General features: G+C 39.9%; 17 protein-coding genes and 1 other RNA gene. 11 read left to right on the top strand and 7 right to left on the bottom strand.

Annotated features, from left to right (window positions below; all coding sequences use genetic code 11):
* Positions 1 to 30 precede the first annotated feature (30 nt).
* Both B4N43_RS17660 and rsmG read left to right on the top strand, forming a co-directional pair.
* Positions 31 to 1173: a glycosyltransferase gene (locus B4N43_RS17660; protein ID WP_088160249.1), complete on the top strand. Its 1143-nt coding sequence runs from the start codon at positions 31 to 33 to the stop codon at positions 1171 to 1173.
* A gap of 22 nt (positions 1174 to 1195) precedes the next feature.
* Positions 1196 to 1831, top strand: coding sequence for a 16S rRNA (guanine(527)-N(7))-methyltransferase RsmG (gene rsmG, locus B4N43_RS17655; protein ID WP_088160248.1), 636 nt, complete (start codon positions 1196 to 1198; stop codon positions 1829 to 1831).
* Here the strand turns inward: rsmG and B4N43_RS17650 are convergent, their stop codons facing one another.
* From B4N43_RS17650 to B4N43_RS17640, 3 genes are all read right to left on the bottom strand, one after another.
* A complete protein-coding gene (locus B4N43_RS17650) occupies positions 1832 to 2422 on the bottom strand; it encodes a hypothetical protein (protein WP_075991060.1) in 591 nt (196 codons plus the stop codon).
* Between the two features lie 75 nt (positions 2423 to 2497).
* Positions 2498 to 2731 carry a hypothetical protein gene (locus B4N43_RS17645; RefSeq protein ID WP_075991059.1) on the bottom strand — a complete coding sequence of 78 codons (234 nt, stop codon included), beginning with the start codon at positions 2729 to 2731 and terminating at the stop codon, positions 2498 to 2500.
* A gap of 13 nt (positions 2732 to 2744) precedes the next feature.
* A complete protein-coding gene (locus B4N43_RS17640) occupies positions 2745 to 2906 on the bottom strand; it encodes a hypothetical protein (protein ID WP_157625892.1) in 162 nt (53 codons plus the stop codon).
* An 87-nt stretch (positions 2907 to 2993) separates the two neighbouring features.
* Between B4N43_RS17640 and dprA the strand changes: the two genes are divergently transcribed.
* From dprA to accD, 5 genes are all read left to right on the top strand, one after another.
* A complete protein-coding gene (dprA, locus tag B4N43_RS17635; RefSeq protein ID WP_286735787.1) occupies positions 2994 to 4112 on the top strand; it encodes a DNA-processing protein DprA in 1119 nt (372 codons plus the stop codon).
* Positions 4113 to 4199: 87 nt separating this feature from the next.
* On the top strand, positions 4200 to 5705 hold the full coding sequence (locus B4N43_RS17630) for an MFS transporter (RefSeq protein WP_286735786.1): 1506 nt from the start codon (positions 4200 to 4202) through the stop codon (positions 5703 to 5705).
* The gene (locus B4N43_RS17625) at positions 5698 to 5925 is read left to right on the top strand and encodes a DUF6814 family protein (protein ID WP_075991056.1); all 228 of its coding nucleotides are present in this window, start codon (positions 5698 to 5700) and stop codon (positions 5923 to 5925) included. The genes B4N43_RS17630 and B4N43_RS17625 overlap by 8 nt, the downstream gene beginning before the upstream one ends.
* A 306-nt stretch (positions 5926 to 6231) precedes the next feature.
* Positions 6232 to 6329, top strand: an RNA gene (gene ffs, locus B4N43_RS17620) — signal recognition particle sRNA small type.
* Positions 6330 to 6553: 224 nt separating this feature from the next.
* A complete protein-coding gene (gene accD, locus B4N43_RS17615; protein ID WP_088160245.1) occupies positions 6554 to 7396 on the top strand; it encodes an acetyl-CoA carboxylase, carboxyltransferase subunit beta in 843 nt (280 codons plus the stop codon).
* A 166-nt stretch (positions 7397 to 7562) separates the two neighbouring features.
* Here the strand turns inward: accD and B4N43_RS17610 are convergent, their stop codons facing one another.
* Positions 7563 to 7898 (bottom strand): hypothetical protein, encoded by a 336-nt coding sequence (locus B4N43_RS17610; RefSeq protein WP_088160244.1) that lies wholly within the window; start codon positions 7896 to 7898, stop codon positions 7563 to 7565.
* A gap of 188 nt (positions 7899 to 8086) precedes the next feature.
* On the opposite strand from B4N43_RS17610, the gene B4N43_RS17605 reads away from it, so the two are divergent.
* From B4N43_RS17605 to B4N43_RS17595, 3 genes are all read left to right on the top strand, one after another.
* A complete protein-coding gene (locus B4N43_RS17605; RefSeq protein ID WP_046674120.1) occupies positions 8087 to 8422 on the top strand; it encodes a MerR family transcriptional regulator in 336 nt (111 codons plus the stop codon).
* Positions 8423 to 8615: 193 nt separating this feature from the next.
* Positions 8616 to 8990, top strand: a complete 375-nt coding sequence (locus B4N43_RS17600; RefSeq protein WP_286735785.1) for a DUF488 domain-containing protein — start codon at positions 8616 to 8618, stop codon at positions 8988 to 8990.
* Between the two features lie 13 nt (positions 8991 to 9003).
* A complete protein-coding gene (locus B4N43_RS17595; protein WP_088160242.1) occupies positions 9004 to 9312 on the top strand; it encodes an AraC family ligand binding domain-containing protein in 309 nt (102 codons plus the stop codon).
* Between the two features lie 17 nt (positions 9313 to 9329).
* On the opposite strand, the gene B4N43_RS17590 is transcribed toward B4N43_RS17595, so the two are convergent.
* Together B4N43_RS17590 and B4N43_RS17585 are read right to left on the bottom strand one after the other, a co-directional pair.
* The gene (locus B4N43_RS17590) at positions 9330 to 9824 is read right to left on the bottom strand and encodes a metallophosphoesterase family protein (protein ID WP_286735784.1); all 495 of its coding nucleotides are present in this window, start codon (positions 9822 to 9824) and stop codon (positions 9330 to 9332) included.
* Positions 9825 to 9827: 3 nt separating this feature from the next.
* On the bottom strand, positions 9828 to 10535 hold the full coding sequence (locus tag B4N43_RS17585; protein ID WP_088160240.1) for a tRNA1(Val) (adenine(37)-N6)-methyltransferase: 708 nt from the start codon (positions 10533 to 10535) through the stop codon (positions 9828 to 9830).
* A gap of 97 nt (positions 10536 to 10632) precedes the next feature.
* Here B4N43_RS17585 and B4N43_RS17580 point away from each other — a divergent pair, with 97 nt between their 5' ends.
* Positions 10633 to 11790: a hypothetical protein gene (locus B4N43_RS17580; protein WP_286735783.1), complete on the top strand. Its 1158-nt coding sequence runs from the start codon at positions 10633 to 10635 to the stop codon at positions 11788 to 11790.
* 201 nt (positions 11791 to 11991) lie between these two features.
* Here B4N43_RS17580 and mutS read toward each other — a convergent pair whose 3' ends face one another.
* Positions 11992 to 14598, bottom strand: coding sequence for a DNA mismatch repair protein MutS (gene mutS, locus B4N43_RS17575; protein WP_286735782.1), 2607 nt, complete (start codon positions 14596 to 14598; stop codon positions 11992 to 11994).
* Positions 14599 to 14650 lie beyond the last annotated feature (52 nt).

The raw sequence follows: 14650 nt of genomic DNA, 5'->3' as shown, positions 1-14650 counted from the left end.
AGTTGCGGAAAGCACTTATCTTTGTGAGCTATGCTTGACCTTCACGTATTTTTGGCCAATCTTCCATATATTGCTTTCGGAGTATTGGGTCTTTTCCTATTGATACAATTGTACTACATCTTATTTGTATATAGCAAATTGAGTCGTTATCAAATTGAACCTGTACAAGAAGGAACCGAATTCCCACCGCTATCCGTTATTATTTGTGCACACAATGAACAGGATAATATTCCTGAATTCCTTCCGAGTATACTGAATCAAGACTATCCCAATTTTGAAGTAATTGTTGTCAATGATTTCTCAACAGACAATACGCCTTGGATATTGCATGATTTCGAAGCAAAATATCCCCATTTAAAGATTGTGGATATCAAAGAGCATATTCGCTTGAAACATGGTAAAAAGTTTGCTGTCAGTATGGGTATCAAAGCATCAAAGCACCAGACACTGGTGTTTACCGATGCGGATTGTGCGCCACAATCCGATCAATGGCTCAAAGAAATTGCCGCAGCTTTCAGACCGGAAACAGAAATTGTACTAGGCTATTCTCCTTATTTTAAGAAAAAAAGCTTGCTAAATCTATTGATTCGATTTGAAACTAGCCATACTGCCATGAGTTATTTCTCCTATGCACTAAAGGGTGATGCCTATATGGGAGTAGGGCGTAACATGGCTTACAAAAAAGACCTTTTCTTTCGTAACAAAGGATTTGCAGCACATATGCATATTAAATCCGGCGATGATGATCTTTTTGTTAACCAAAATGCAAATCCGACCAATGTTAACATTGCACTGGCAGCCGAATCCATTGTTTATTCGGAACCCAAAGCGACTTGGAGGAGCTATTACAAGCAAAAAGCAAGACACTCAGGCGCCTCTACCATTTACAAAAAGCGACATCAGCGCATGCTGGGCACTCAGCTGGTATCGGCAGTCTTTTTTTACGTAGCACTTATCGCAACAGCGATTGCCTTTCCAATGTACTGGTATGTTCCCGTTACAGCCTACCTTCTAAGGCTGATTGCCCAATGGATAATATTTGCCAACATCTATAAAAAACTAGAAGTAAAGGAACTGATTTGGTGGCTGCCTTTGGTAGACTTCATCTACTATTTCTATATTTGCATCAATGGCATCTTCAGCAGAAAAAAGAAAAAAATAAGCTGGAAATAATTCACTTTTAAAATACGAAGCTTTGAATCCAACAGTTGATATCATCTATAACTATTTTCCAAAATTAACGGATATTCAAAAAGAACAGTTTGCAAAACTTGCCGACCTCTATACATTTTGGAATAGCCAAATCAATGTTATTTCGCGTAAAGACATTGATAGCCTCTACCTGCACCATGTGTTACACTCGCTAGGTATCGCTAAATTTGTCCAAGAGCTCACGCCAGGAACACAAATTTTGGATGTGGGAACCGGAGGAGGCTTTCCAGGTATCCCAATGGCCATTATGTTTCCTGAAGTCAAATTCCATTTGGTCGATTCTATCGGCAAAAAAATTAAGGTCGTACGTGAAGTTGCAGCTGGACTCGGTCTCCAGAATGTTGAAGCAGATCATATTCGCGCAGAACAACTCGACGACAAATATGATTTTGTCATATCACGTGCGGTGACAAGACTTGGAGAATTTACGCCTTGGATACAGAATAAATTCGCAAGAAAAGATAAAAACGGGATCCCTAATGGAATTCTTTACTTAAAAGGCGGAGATCTCACCGAAGAGATCAAAGAATCTAAGCTCAAAGCAGAATTACACCCACTTTCAGATTACTTTAAAGAAGATTTCTTTGATACAAAATATCTGGTATACGTACCTATGTAATTAAAGTTTGGCATTACCCATAGGAAACTGAAGTCTCCTATGGATAATGTCTACAGAATCGAGGTAGTTCGTTAAACACTTATGGATGTAAGCGATCTTCTCATAGCGATCATTCTCACGAAGCCATTTTAAGGAAGGCTCATAGTATATCCTAAATTTGCGCAACGAATCTCCCGATAGCTTGCTGTATTCCTGTGTCAGCGGATACCATTCCTCGCGAATCAGATCCTGTTGGTATTCTTTTTCAAACTGACGTTGAAGTTTTCTCGAATTTCGTCCCTTTCGACTGAATTTATTGTAAAGCTTGTTCAGATTGACAGCAATTCCGCCCTGATGAGGCAAGGTCACCATATTTTTCGTATCACCCCAGAAAAAGATCGACTTATACTCCTCCTTTTTTTCTTCCCATTTATCCGCTGCTGATTTACGTTTGATCGAAACAGTATCCAAACGCAAAGTATCTTTTTGACTTCCTTTTTTTCCAATGGTATCCTGACAATAAAATTCCGCTGGATGAGCAAAAACTCCCGGCCGATAAAATGAAAAGTAGACACAGAAAAACAATAAAGATAGAAATCCGATACGTACCATATTTATAATTGACAAACCAAAATAACCAACTATAAATAAAATTAAAAAGTATTTAACTATCTTTAACTTAAGAGACTAAAGACCCAATTCCTTTTTAATTTCTACGCCAATTAGATTGATTTCTTCATCCATACCGAACATAGGAAGGTCCGTTTCTGGATTAAGTTTCAACCAGTTTGTATCATTATCTTTAATAATCTTTACGTATTCCACACCATCCTTAAAAATAACATACGTATCTTCTTCCTCAGGGAAAACAGAATAAACTACATCCCCCAATTCTATATCAAAAGGTTCTTTCATTTCCATAGTTAAAATATCATTAATCGCTCAAAGTTACCAATTCCTCTTCTTTCTTTCCATAATTGACCAATATTTCATCCCAAGAGATCTCAAATAAGCTCGGGAAAATTGCATTCATTCTAGAGCAATCCACAAATTTTCCAGCAGGCACGTGATCTCCTCCGATTAAGAACTTCGTCATTCCACTAAAAATACAACAAGCCTGAGCAATTCTAACAAAAAGTACAACAGCTCGTTATATTTTTCATATATTTAGATAAACCCAATTATGAAACTAATTTATCGCATAGCTTTGACGAAAATCAAGGGGATTGGCCCTAGAACAGCGCGTCACATCATTGACCAAGGTCACGATTTAGCGGACATATTTGCTTACTCAAAAAAAGATTTGATGCAAATTCTTGGGATACGTGAGCCAATCGCCGAAGCAATATACAATAAAAGCTATATGCCCGCCTGTGAAAAAGAACTCGCTTTTATCGAAAAACATCAGATACAAGCGCTATGGCTGGAAGACCAAAATTACCCCGATAGGCTACGACAATGTGAAGACGCTCCGCTTGTTGTCTATTATAAAGGGAACCAACCACTCAACAGTGCAAAAGTTATTAGTATCGTCGGCACTAGACATGCGACCTATTATGGCCAGAAAATATGCGAAGATTTGCTAGAAGCCATGAATTGTACCAAAGACACCCTAATCGTTAGTGGTCTTGCTTATGGTATTGACGCATTAGCACATCGCAACGCACTAAAAAATAATATTCCAACCGTTGCTGTATTAGGGCATGGTCTCGATCGAATTTACCCCGCATCCCATCGCGAACTTGCCACAAAAATGCTAGACCAAGGCGGTTTATTGACAGAATTTACATCCAACACATTACCTGAGCGCAGTAATTTTCCTATGCGCAATCGCATCATAGCCGGTATGGCAGATGTCACCATTGTCGTAGAAGCTGCAATTAAAGGAGGCGCATTAATTACCGCTGAAATTGCCAACAGCTACAATCGCGATGTATGCGCCTTTCCAGGAGCCGTTTATGAAAAAAGTTCTGAAGGCACCAACTACCTCATCAAAACCAACCGTGCTCATATGATTAGAGGTCTTCAGGATCTCGAATACCTCATGAATTGGGAAATCAGCACAAAAGCCGTTGACCAACAGTTTAGCCTTCCTTTGACACTGACAAAAGACCAACAACTCCTTTTTACACTTATTCAGCAAAAAGGACAATTAGAAATAGACCAGATGATTGACCTCACAAAATGGCCACAAAGTAAATTAGCCTTAATCCTATTGGAACTTGAAATGCAGTCACTCATTCACGCCTTACCCGGAAAACGGTATAAAACTGCCGGACACACGGAAATTCAAAAAAATTAGCTCATTTCCTATCATGCAGCAGTACTAAAATGCCGCTTGGATCGCAATAAAAATTCAGAATCATACTCAACCAAAAATCAAGAATTAATGAACGAAAACAATACAAAAAGTATTTGGAAAGTCATCGGAGCTTCCTCCATGGGAACACTTATCGAATGGTATGACTTTTTCATTTTTGGCAGCCTATCCATTGTAATTTCCACCAAATTCTTTCCAGCAGAAAATCCAACAGCGGCTTTTCTTTCAACCCTAGCCACATTTGCCGCAGGGTTTGTTGTCCGACCATTTGGCGCCCTATTTTTTGGGCGACTAGGTGATATTATCGGTCGAAAATATACGTTTATGGTTACTTTAATGCTCATGGGCGGAGCAACATTTCTCATAGGTTGTATCCCCAGCTATGAGAGTATTGGGTTTTGGGCACCACTGCTCGTGTTGATCCTTCGTCTCTTGCAAGGTCTTGCCCTAGGCGGGGAATATGGAGGTGCAGCAACTTACGTCGCTGAACATGCCCCATTGGGCCAGCGGGGCTATTGGACATCATGGATACAAACAACAGCTACTTTTGGCCTTTTCATATCACTCGTCGTCATCCTCCTTACTAAAGGCTTTCTCAGTGAATCACAATTTGATTCTTGGGGATGGCGGGTTCCTTTCCTCCTATCTTTAGTCATGGTATATGTTTCCTATCTTATTCGTAAGAAGATGAAGGAGTCACCCGAATTTAGCAAGGCCAAAGCGGAAGGAAAAACAAGTACAAATCCGCTAAAAGAAAGCTTTGGCAACCGCTACAACCTCAAATTTGTGCTGCTCGCACTTTTTGGTGCAGCCATGGGACAGGGCGTTGTTTGGTACACCGGACAGTTTTACTCGATGAGTTTCATGAAAACGGTCATGCACCTTCAATCTGACCAGGCCGATACCATCCTCGGCATCGCATTACTCTTGGGAACTCCATTTTTTGTCGTATTTGGGTGGCTTAGTGACAAAATTGGACGAAAATGGATTATGCTCGGTGGCATGTTACTTGCCGTATTGACTTATCGCCCGATTTACGAATCCATGTACCAGCTTTCCAATGTAGAACAGAAAGTCAAGGTGAACGAAACAACGGAGGTCCCCCGTGGACCGCAATCAACGGAAACTATTTCGATCACCAAGACTCAATATGAGGACCAGACAGAAGTTACTAGAGCCAGCATGATACATCAGTCAGGAAAACTCAAGGGACAGCCAATGACCAAAACCACAGTCCATCTTGCAGGCAAGAACTATATGCTGCTCGTCCTGCTGATCTTTATACAAGTGATTTATATTACAATGGTGTACGGGCCCATCGCGGCATTTCTTGTTGAACTATTCCCTGTAAAGATCCGGTATACATCCATGTCCTTACCCTATCATGTTGGAAATGGAATATTCGGCGGCCTCCTTCCTGCGGTATCGACATACTTAACGACAAATGCTGAAGCATCCAATACCCCGCAATTCTATCTTGCAGGTTTGTGGTACCCTATTATCATTGCCATTGTATGTTTTATCATTGGCAGTATTTATATCAACAACAAATCAACTCCCGCAACACATGAATAATCTCAAAAAATTCCTCGGCATACTTTGGATCGTTTTAGCATTGTTTACTGCTTATTTCTCCATTTTTGAACTGGCCCTGCCAAAGATTTCAACGGGACATCAGGAAGATCTCGTTTTCGGAATCATTATCCTGTGCATCTTAACTCCCATAATCTCCATTGGACTCGGCTTATTTGGCTATTATTCCCTATTGGGCGAATACAATCAAGAAAAAATGTAGTCCAAAAAATGAGATCGACTTTGAATAAGGGAAATTAGACTATATAAGCCTATTCAAAGTCGATCTCATATACGCCAGATTATACTACTTCCGACGTTTCCAAAAGAACAATTACAGCCAGTGGACTTCGCCAAGCCCTAATTTTACGCCATTGTTAGCGGATTTACACAGATACCAGCTATTTTCCACCATAAAATAAAGCTAAGAGCAGCTACTAAATACAATTTATTGCAATGATAATCAGCAGCATAAGATAAAATAGCATTTTTTCTTTCCTAAAACTGTTTTTTTTTCTACTTTTGTGGCGGGTAAGTCTTCTACGACCAGCTCCCATTGACTCCCCCAGGTTGGGAACAAAGCAAGGGTATTTGGTTGAGCGGTGCGATAGGAGTAGCTTACCCTTTTTTTATGCCCATTTTTTTTTGACTAATCCTCCGGTCCAAAATTCAATTCTAACCTAATAATCAGCGAAATACCTTATATATCCCAATTGTTACCCGCATTTCCCCTATTTATAGAAGCCCTGTTACACAAGGAGTTTTAATCGCTTGGCATGTACATTCAACACAATTATAATTGTATATAAAAGCAAATTTATATAAGTTTGTAATCGAATAAGAACTATCGTATGAGTTGGTTTAAAAGAGAAAAAGCTGGTATTAGCACAGCTACCGCTAATAAAAAAGAAGCACCTGATGGTATGTGGAACAAATGTCCCACATGTAAAAAACCATTGTTGCATCTTGAACAAGTAGAAAACGACTATGTTTGTCAATATTGTGGGCACCACTTAAGAATTGGCTCCAAAGAATATTTTTCAATTTTATTTGACAATAACGAATTTACAGAACTATTTCCTAATCTAAATTCTGGTGATCCATTAGAATTTTTCGATTCAAAGCCATACCCTGAACGTTTAAAGGAAAGTCAAGCCAAAACAGGCCTGAAAGATGCTTTACGTTCTGGCCATGGAAAAATGAATGGTCAAGACATCGTTATTGCTTGTATGGACTTTAGTTTCATCGGCGGATCAATGGGATCTGTCGTTGGTGAAAAAATCGCGCGTTCGATAGATTACTGTATTGAGCATAAAATTCCATTTATGCTAATCTCCAAATCAGGAGGTGCACGTATGATGGAAGCCGCATTTTCATTGATGCAAATGGCTAAAACTTCGGCTAAATTAGCGTTATTGGCAAAGGCAGGACTTCCTTACGTTTGTTTATTGACTGACCCTACGACAGGAGGAGTTACAGCATCTTACGCGATGTTAGGTGATGTAAATATCGCAGAACCGGGAGCATTAATCGGATTTGCAGGACCACGTGTCATTAAAGAAACAATCAAAAAGGATCTTCCAAAAGGATTCCAGACTTCAGAATTTGTTCTTGAGCATGGATTTTTGGATTTCATTGTCGACCGTAGACAGTTAAAAAACAAAGTAGCTACTTATCTTAAATTAGTGGGATAATCATCCTCAAAATAAAAAAGAAAGCGGTGCCAAGAATATTCTTGGCACCGCTTTCTTTTTTGAAAGTGTCTATTTTATCGGCTAGAAAGCATCTTCAATTCAGCTCATAATTGTTGTGCCTATGACCTTATGAGGCTTTTATGGCAGGGTTGAATAGGCCATCTTTTTAAAGATATCGCCAAAAAGCCCATATTTTTCTTTTGGACAAATAATCTGTTTCGCCCTCCCTGTCATACGCTTCCCGCTCAAAAGAAATACGCCGGTAGGCTTTATCAAAATCTCTAAATTGAATAAAATGAACGACAAATTCTATGAGATACCATACATAGAAAAAGAGAATACCTAATTCAAGCGCCTGTCGCAAATGTATACGCTCATGACGAATCAAGTCGTCCTGCTGTTTAAAAAAGGTATTTTTCAGAAAGATAAAAGGATAAATAGTAATTGCATTGGCTTTTCCAAAAGAGAAGAAATTCGTCCAAAATTTGCTAACTATAATCATATATGATGTTTAGACCGTTTTCAAACTAGTCAAACTTAGAAAAATTTCCCTTTATACACAATTATTATTGGCTTCTCATAAATTGTACCATATCCCTCTCGGTCAGTCCCTAATCAGATAAGAGATCGCAAAAATTTCTTTTTGAATTGGAATTTTTATTAAGTTTGCTATAGATTAATCGTGAAGATATGCCGTACAAAGAGCGTGAAATAAATAAATTGTATTATACAATGGGAGAAGTTACAGAAATGTTTGATGTAAATGCGTCCCAAATACGTTTTTATGAGCGTGAATTTGACATTCTACAACCTAAGAAAAATAAAAAAGGCAATCGCTTATTTACGCAAGAAGATATTGCCAATTTAAAGATCATCTTCAATTTGGTTAAAGATAAAGGTTATACCCTACAGGGTGCACGTGATTACCTGCGTGACAACAAATCTGAGGCAAAAGAAAATCAACGTGTTGTAGATTCATTGGAGCGCTTGAAGAACTTTCTTCTTGAAGTTCGTGATTCACTATAGTACCTGAGAAACTTCTTTTAAAACTCCCGCAATAGGAAACTTTCCATCGTTTTCACCAACTTCTTCCCGTCTATCCGAGAGGGAAATTCTTTCGATTTATAGAAGAAATAAGATAACGAGCTGACACATTTTACAGCTGAAAATCATATATTTATTTTACATCAGTAATAGTGTTATTTTATAATATATAGCCATGAAAATTGTGCTAAAAAGAATATATGATGCAGCTTCCCCTAGTGATGGGTATCGTGTACTCATCGATAGACTTTGGCCTCGTGGAATAACAAAGGAAAAGGCTCATTTGTCTGAATGGAATAAGAATCTTGCCCCTTCAAAAGAACTTCGGATCTGGTATCACCACAATCCAGCTTTGTGGGATGACTTCTCGGAAAAATATCGAACAAAACTAAAGCATAACAACTATTGCAAGGAATTTCTTGACCACAACAAGCAACAAGAAATCATTACGTTATTATATGCCGCCCATGACACCTTGCATACCCACGCCCTGATCTTACAGACCTATTTACAGGACCTTTATCAACAATATATCAGCAACAACAGATAATAGTACAACGACCATGCAGACAGCATCTATTTTTCAAAACGTCACATTTCAGGACAAAAAACCCAAAATGGACCTCCTGCTAGAAACAAATGGCAGCAAAGAATATCGCTTGGCTTTTGCAGAAGGGCAATATCTAAAGGAGCATACAACAGCTGCATCAATTATTGTGGAAATTGTCGAAGGCAATATTGATTTTGGCGTTAACGGAAGCAAAATCAGTCTAACGAAAGGCATGTTAGTGACATTAGAGCCGAATGTACCGCACGATCTCTTTGCCATTACCCAAAGTATCGTCCGGCTGTCTATTCATAAAAAAGACTAAAGAAGAATCTAGGTGACTTAACGGTCTTTGAGTTCAATAACCTCCAGGTTCTCAATTTTATCTTTATTGATCTCAAACCGCATTAATGTCCTTACTTTGTGCCAGCCCTGCTTACCTGCCGCCCCAGGGTTGAGATGGAGACAATAGATCTTGGGGTCGAAGATAACCTTTAAGATATGTGAATGTCCAGTAATAAATAATTTAGGTGGATTTTTCATCAATTCCCCTTTTATGCGTGCAGCATATTTCCCCGGATAACCACCAATATGTGTCATAAATACGTCCACTTCCTCACACCTAAACCTCAAATCTTCTGGAAATTGTAAACGAATTTCCTGACCATCAATGTTTCCGTATACTCCGCGCAGTGGCTTAAAAGCGGCTAACCGATCCGCAACATCAGGATCACCAAAATCGCCCACATGCCATATCTCGTCGCAGGCTGCAAAATGAGTAAATACAGCTTCATCTAAAAAAGAATGTGTATCCGAGAGTAATCCGATCTTTGTCATCACTTAAAAAGCTAAAAAATAAGGTGCCAAGGCATTTCGATAAGCTTCTGAATAAATACCCTTGGCGGCATAAATAACAAACGTACGTTGAGCGAGCAGTTCGACGCGTAAGCGTTCAAATGTAACGATTTTCCGAATGGCCGATTCCCCTTCAAAGGAGCTTATTTGTACTTCACTGGAACAGTATAATCCCCTTTCCGCCGAAATTTTAGTCAACGTTTCCGCTAATGCCGTTGGAACGATCAACACTAATTTTCCCCGATCCGATAAACGTAAAGCGGCGAAATCCAGCAGTTCAGCAAAAAAATCCAGATCGGTATGTCGCGCCAGCTTCTTGCGTTCATCCGGGTTATGTAAGGAATCTGTATAAAAGGGTGGATTTGATACGATCAGATCGTAATGCCCTTGTACATCCATTTGTTGAAAGGAGGAAGCATGCAGCACTAAACGTTCCTGGAAAATGGAATTACGGAAGTTTCTGTCAGCCATCGCAGCAGCCAAAGGGTCAATTTCGACAGCCTCTACCCTACTGTCTACGAGCCGTTGAGCCAACATCAATGCAATGACTCCCGTACCTGTACCTACGTCCAGTATCCGGTCCACAGGTTCTACTTCCAGCAAGGAAGCCAGCAGTACACCATCTGTGTTAATTTTCATTGCACAGTCAGACTGATCAACCTCAAACTGTTTAAACCGAAATATCGACGCCATACATCAAAGATAAAACTTTTAGAACCTTTGGTACAAACAAACCAGTGTATCCTGCAATTTATTTGCTAATTTAGTCAGCAACAAATCTATATAAGCCATGAATATCCGTCAGCTTGCTTTTATGATATTGATCATCATCGGTGTGCTTCCTACAAAACTATTGCATGCACAAGAGAATTGTGACCGGCATACAACTGAAATACTTCCCTTATTGACAAAAACATTGAACAACAATGACTTTGACAAAATTGATCCTTTACTCAATAGTATACAAGCTAGCTGTGGTACCAACGAGTTTGTACAGCGTTTACGTATTCTTATATACATCATTGAAAAAAAGAATACCACAACAGAGATCAAAAATTATATAGACAATCAATTCGATAAAAATTTTCTACAAAGACTGGATGCGGCAGACCAGGACGATTTTTCAACACAATACGAACAGCATAAGGAAAAATACAATTTCGTGCCATTAAGGCATCCCCTGGACGGCCTGATAAAAGTAAGAGCCAAAGCCCTGCTTGCTTCCGATAGTTATACGTTAACCGATCAGGAAAAAACTATTTTAGAGCTTTTTTCAGATACTGAAGTTGCCAATGCCGTACAAGACCAACAAGCTAACGAACAAGATAATCAACAGCGGTTTCCAGTCCCCAAAGTGTACAGAGATAGACAGAAAGCCAAACTGGGCTATGTTCCTTCAATCGGCGTAGTCACCCCACTTGGCGGAGCCAACAAAATTTTCGGAACCAACATAAACTTTGGATTTATGCTGATGAGCTCGCTGGAAAGAAAATTTATATTCGAAGGTGGCTTCAAGGTGCGCATCAACTCAAACGACCGCAATATTGATTACAATTACGAGGGCTCCAATGTTTCGGTCAATTCTTCAGCGACCGCATTTATGGGCGGTGCTGTAGGTTACAAAGTTTTTGACAACGACAAATTTATACTGATTCCAAAAGGTATTCTTGGCATAGATATTACAGATACAGGCATTACAGAAAGTGCTTATTCTTCTGGTTATTATGATCCGGATGGTTATTATTATGATGGCGGATACACCGATCGTATGGTAACCATCAATAATGTGCACTTAGGACTTGGTCTCGCATCCCTATTTCGCATGAAAAACCAAAAGTACATTGGTTTCGAACTCGGCTATCATTACACGCCTTATGATGCAAGCAGCAAGGTTTTGATTCCGATACAGGCAAATTACGGAAGCTTGGAGCTATTCTTCAGGTTTTAAGCAAATAGCCTTCAAAAACCTGATGACTTCGCAGACACCAACAGTAATGAAAGCGAGCTGAAGGTTCTTTCTGGCCAATAAGACCAGACACTTTCAGAAAAAAAATACGCCAGATGATGTCTATCTTACAAAACATCATCTGGCGTATGTAAATCGAAAAAAATTCCGCTTGAGATCAATTGCCCAAGCCCAAGGGAAGATTTAATTCTTCAAAAGGCGTTGTATCTCATCCAATTTCATTAATGCTTCAACCGGAGTAAGCGAATTAACATCCAGGTTATTCAGCATATCCCTGATCTTATTCAAGACAGGATCATCAATAGAAAACATCTGCAATTGGTAGGCCTGTTTCTGGATTTTGCGCATGCTATCTTTAATCTGCTCACCACCTGTGCGCTCCTGCTCCAGCCTTTTCAAAATTTGATTGGCCCGATTAAGCAACTTTTGCGGCATTCCAGCGAGCTTTGCCACATGGATTCCGAAACTATGCTCTGAGCCTCCTGGAACAAGTTTACGCAAGAAAATAACTTTGTTATTAACCTCCTTCACCGTTACATTATAGTTTTTTATACGATCCAACGAAGTAGTCAGCTCGTTTAATTCATGGTAATGCGTGGCAAACAAGGTTTTTGCCTTAGCAGCAGGATGATTATGTAAAAACTCGGCAATAGCCCAGGCAATAGAAATACCGTCATAAGTACTTGTACCACGACCGATTTCATCCAAAAGAATAAGACTGCGGTCCGATAGATTATTCATGATGCTCGCGGTTTCATTCATCTCCACCATAAACGTAGATTCACCCGAAGAAAGATTGTCCGAAGCACCTACACGGGTGAAAATTTTGTCAACCAGGCCAATCTTAGCCTCTTTTGCTGGCACAAAACAACCAATTTGCGCCATTAACACGATCAATCCAGTCTGACGGAGCAATGCAGATTTACCCGCCATGTTAGGGCCCGTAATAATAATAATCTGCTGTGTTTTCGGATCTAAAAAAGTATCATTGGTAATATAATCCTCACCTATCGGCAGGTTTCTTTCAATGACAGGGTGTCTTCCACCTTTAATATCCAAAATCTTGCTCTCGCTGACTTCGGGTTTTACATAATAGTTTTTCTCCGCTACAACAGCAAAGTTAAGCAGTACATCCAACTTGGCTATGAGCTGGGCGTTGAGTTGAATAGGTTTGATGTATTCAGCAATGGCAACCAATAGCTCAGCATATAATCTATTCTCAAGCGCTTGTATCTTCTCCTCAGCACCGAGAATCTGTTCTTCATATTCTTTAAGTTCCTCCGTAATGTAACGTTCAGCATTCACCAGTGTCTGTTTACGGATCCACGTCGTCGGAACCTTATCTTTGTGTGTATTAGTGACCTCCAGATAATAACCGAAAACATTATTGAACGCTATTTTTAAAGAAGGAATCCCTGTGAGTTCCGCTTCCCTTTTTTGGATCTCAAGCAGATAATCCTTGCCACCAAAAGCGATCTTGCGCAATCGATCCAATTCAGGGTCCACCCCTTCCGCGATTACACTCCCCTTATTGATTGCGGCAGGAGGCTCCGCCTGAACCTGTTGCTCGATTTTTTCACGTATAACTGCACAAGCATCTAACTGATCTGAGATTGTCCGAAGAGCATCAGCATCTTTACGATCCGTAAGTTCCTTCAATTTCTCAATAGCATATAATGCGCGCTTCAATTGCACAATTTCCCGCGGATTCGCTTTTTGCAGTCCGATCTTGGAAATTAAACGTTCCAGATCTCCCACCTGCTTGATCTGACCAATCAGCTCATCCCGCAAATCACGGTTAGTGAAAAAGAAATCGACCACATTCAATCGCTCCTGAATACTCTTTTTGTCTTTGAGCGGCATCACGATCCAGCGCTTGAGCAGACGCGCTCCCATTGGACTGGATGTATGATCCAATACATCGGATAGCGTTACTGCATTTTCATTCAACGATCCGATTAATTCCAAATTGCGAATCGTAAAACGATCCAGCCACATAAAACGGTCCTCTTCAATACGGGAAAGCGTAGAAATGTGTTGCAGATTACGATGCTCGGTTTCATTGAGGTAATGCAATGCTACACCAGCAGCAACAACTCCTGCAGTCATGCGGTCCACACCAAATCCTTTCATCGAGGAGACTTCAAAATGCTTCAATAGCGTTTCAGTGGCATAATCACCCGTATAAGGCCACTCGTCAAGAAAATAGGTGTAATATTGTGATCCAAACTGCTCTGTAAACTCCTTGCTCTGTTTTTTTGAAAGAATAATTTCTCTCGGTTTAAAACCTTGAAGCAATTTATCTATATAGGCCACACTACCTTGAGCAACCAGAAATTCACCTGTTGAAATATCTAAGAAAGAAATACCGATCCGCTCCTTTTCGATAAAAATTGATGCTAAATAATTATTCGATTTCTGTTGAACAATATTGTCACTGTAGGAGACTCCAGGTGTCACTAGCTCGGTCACACCGCGCTTAACAATTGTTTTTGTCGTCTTCGGATCCTCCAGCTGATCACAGATCGCCACCCGTTGGCCAGCACGCACCAGTTTCGGAAGATAGGTTTCCAATGAATGATGGGGAAAACCAGCCAATGCAGTTTCCGATTCCGAGCCATTGCCACGCTTTGTCAAAACGATGCCCAAAATCTGGGCAGCTTTGATCGCATCCTCACCAAATGTCTCGTAAAAATCGCCAACACGGAACAACAACAACGCTCCAGGATACTTAATCTTGATCGCATTGTACTGTTGCATCAATGGGGTCACTTTCTTTTCTTTTGCCAACTTTTAAAATCAATTTTTATGAAGCGTAAAAATAGGATAATATCGTCGCTTT

Source organism: Sphingobacterium sp. UBA1897 (genome assembly GCF_002337775.1).
In the GTDB taxonomy this organism is placed as follows: Bacteria; Bacteroidota; Bacteroidia; order Sphingobacteriales; family Sphingobacteriaceae; genus Sphingobacterium; species Sphingobacterium siyangense.
Note: the sequence above shows the minus strand (reverse complement) of the source record. Positions and strands in the feature narration are given on the sequence as shown.

What these genes read in the sequence shown, in the direction of transcription:
- B4N43_RS17660 (WP_088160249.1), top strand. Translation starts at nt 31, where the DNA reads ATGCTTGACCTTCACGTATTTTTGGCCAATCTTCCATATATTGCTTTC.
- B4N43_RS17650 (WP_075991060.1), bottom strand. Translation starts at nt 2,422, where the DNA reads ATGGTACGTATCGGATTTCTATCTTTATTGTTTTTCTGTGTCTACTTT.
- B4N43_RS17645 (WP_075991059.1), bottom strand. Translation starts at nt 2,731, where the DNA reads ATGGAAATGAAAGAACCTTTTGATATAGAATTGGGGGATGTAGTTTAT.
- B4N43_RS17640 (WP_157625892.1), bottom strand. Translation starts at nt 2,906, where the DNA reads ATGACGAAGTTCTTAATCGGAGGAGATCACGTGCCTGCTGGAAAATTT.
- dprA (WP_286735787.1), top strand. Translation starts at nt 2,994, where the DNA reads ATGAAACTAATTTATCGCATAGCTTTGACGAAAATCAAGGGGATTGGC.
- B4N43_RS17630 (WP_286735786.1), top strand. Translation starts at nt 4,200, where the DNA reads ATGAACGAAAACAATACAAAAAGTATTTGGAAAGTCATCGGAGCTTCC.
- B4N43_RS17625 (WP_075991056.1), top strand. Translation starts at nt 5,698, where the DNA reads ATGAATAATCTCAAAAAATTCCTCGGCATACTTTGGATCGTTTTAGCA.
- accD (WP_088160245.1), top strand. Translation starts at nt 6,554, where the DNA reads ATGAGTTGGTTTAAAAGAGAAAAAGCTGGTATTAGCACAGCTACCGCT.
- B4N43_RS17610 (WP_088160244.1), bottom strand. Translation starts at nt 7,898, where the DNA reads ATGATTATAGTTAGCAAATTTTGGACGAATTTCTTCTCTTTTGGAAAA.
- B4N43_RS17605 (WP_046674120.1), top strand. Translation starts at nt 8,087, where the DNA reads ATGCCGTACAAAGAGCGTGAAATAAATAAATTGTATTATACAATGGGA.
- B4N43_RS17600 (WP_286735785.1), top strand. Translation starts at nt 8,616, where the DNA reads ATGAAAATTGTGCTAAAAAGAATATATGATGCAGCTTCCCCTAGTGAT.
- B4N43_RS17595 (WP_088160242.1), top strand. Translation starts at nt 9,004, where the DNA reads ATGCAGACAGCATCTATTTTTCAAAACGTCACATTTCAGGACAAAAAA.
- B4N43_RS17590 (WP_286735784.1), bottom strand. Translation starts at nt 9,824, where the DNA reads ATGACAAAGATCGGATTACTCTCGGATACACATTCTTTTTTAGATGAA.
- B4N43_RS17585 (WP_088160240.1), bottom strand. Translation starts at nt 10,535, where the DNA reads ATGGCGTCGATATTTCGGTTTAAACAGTTTGAGGTTGATCAGTCTGAC.
- B4N43_RS17580 (WP_286735783.1), top strand. Translation starts at nt 10,633, where the DNA reads ATGAATATCCGTCAGCTTGCTTTTATGATATTGATCATCATCGGTGTG.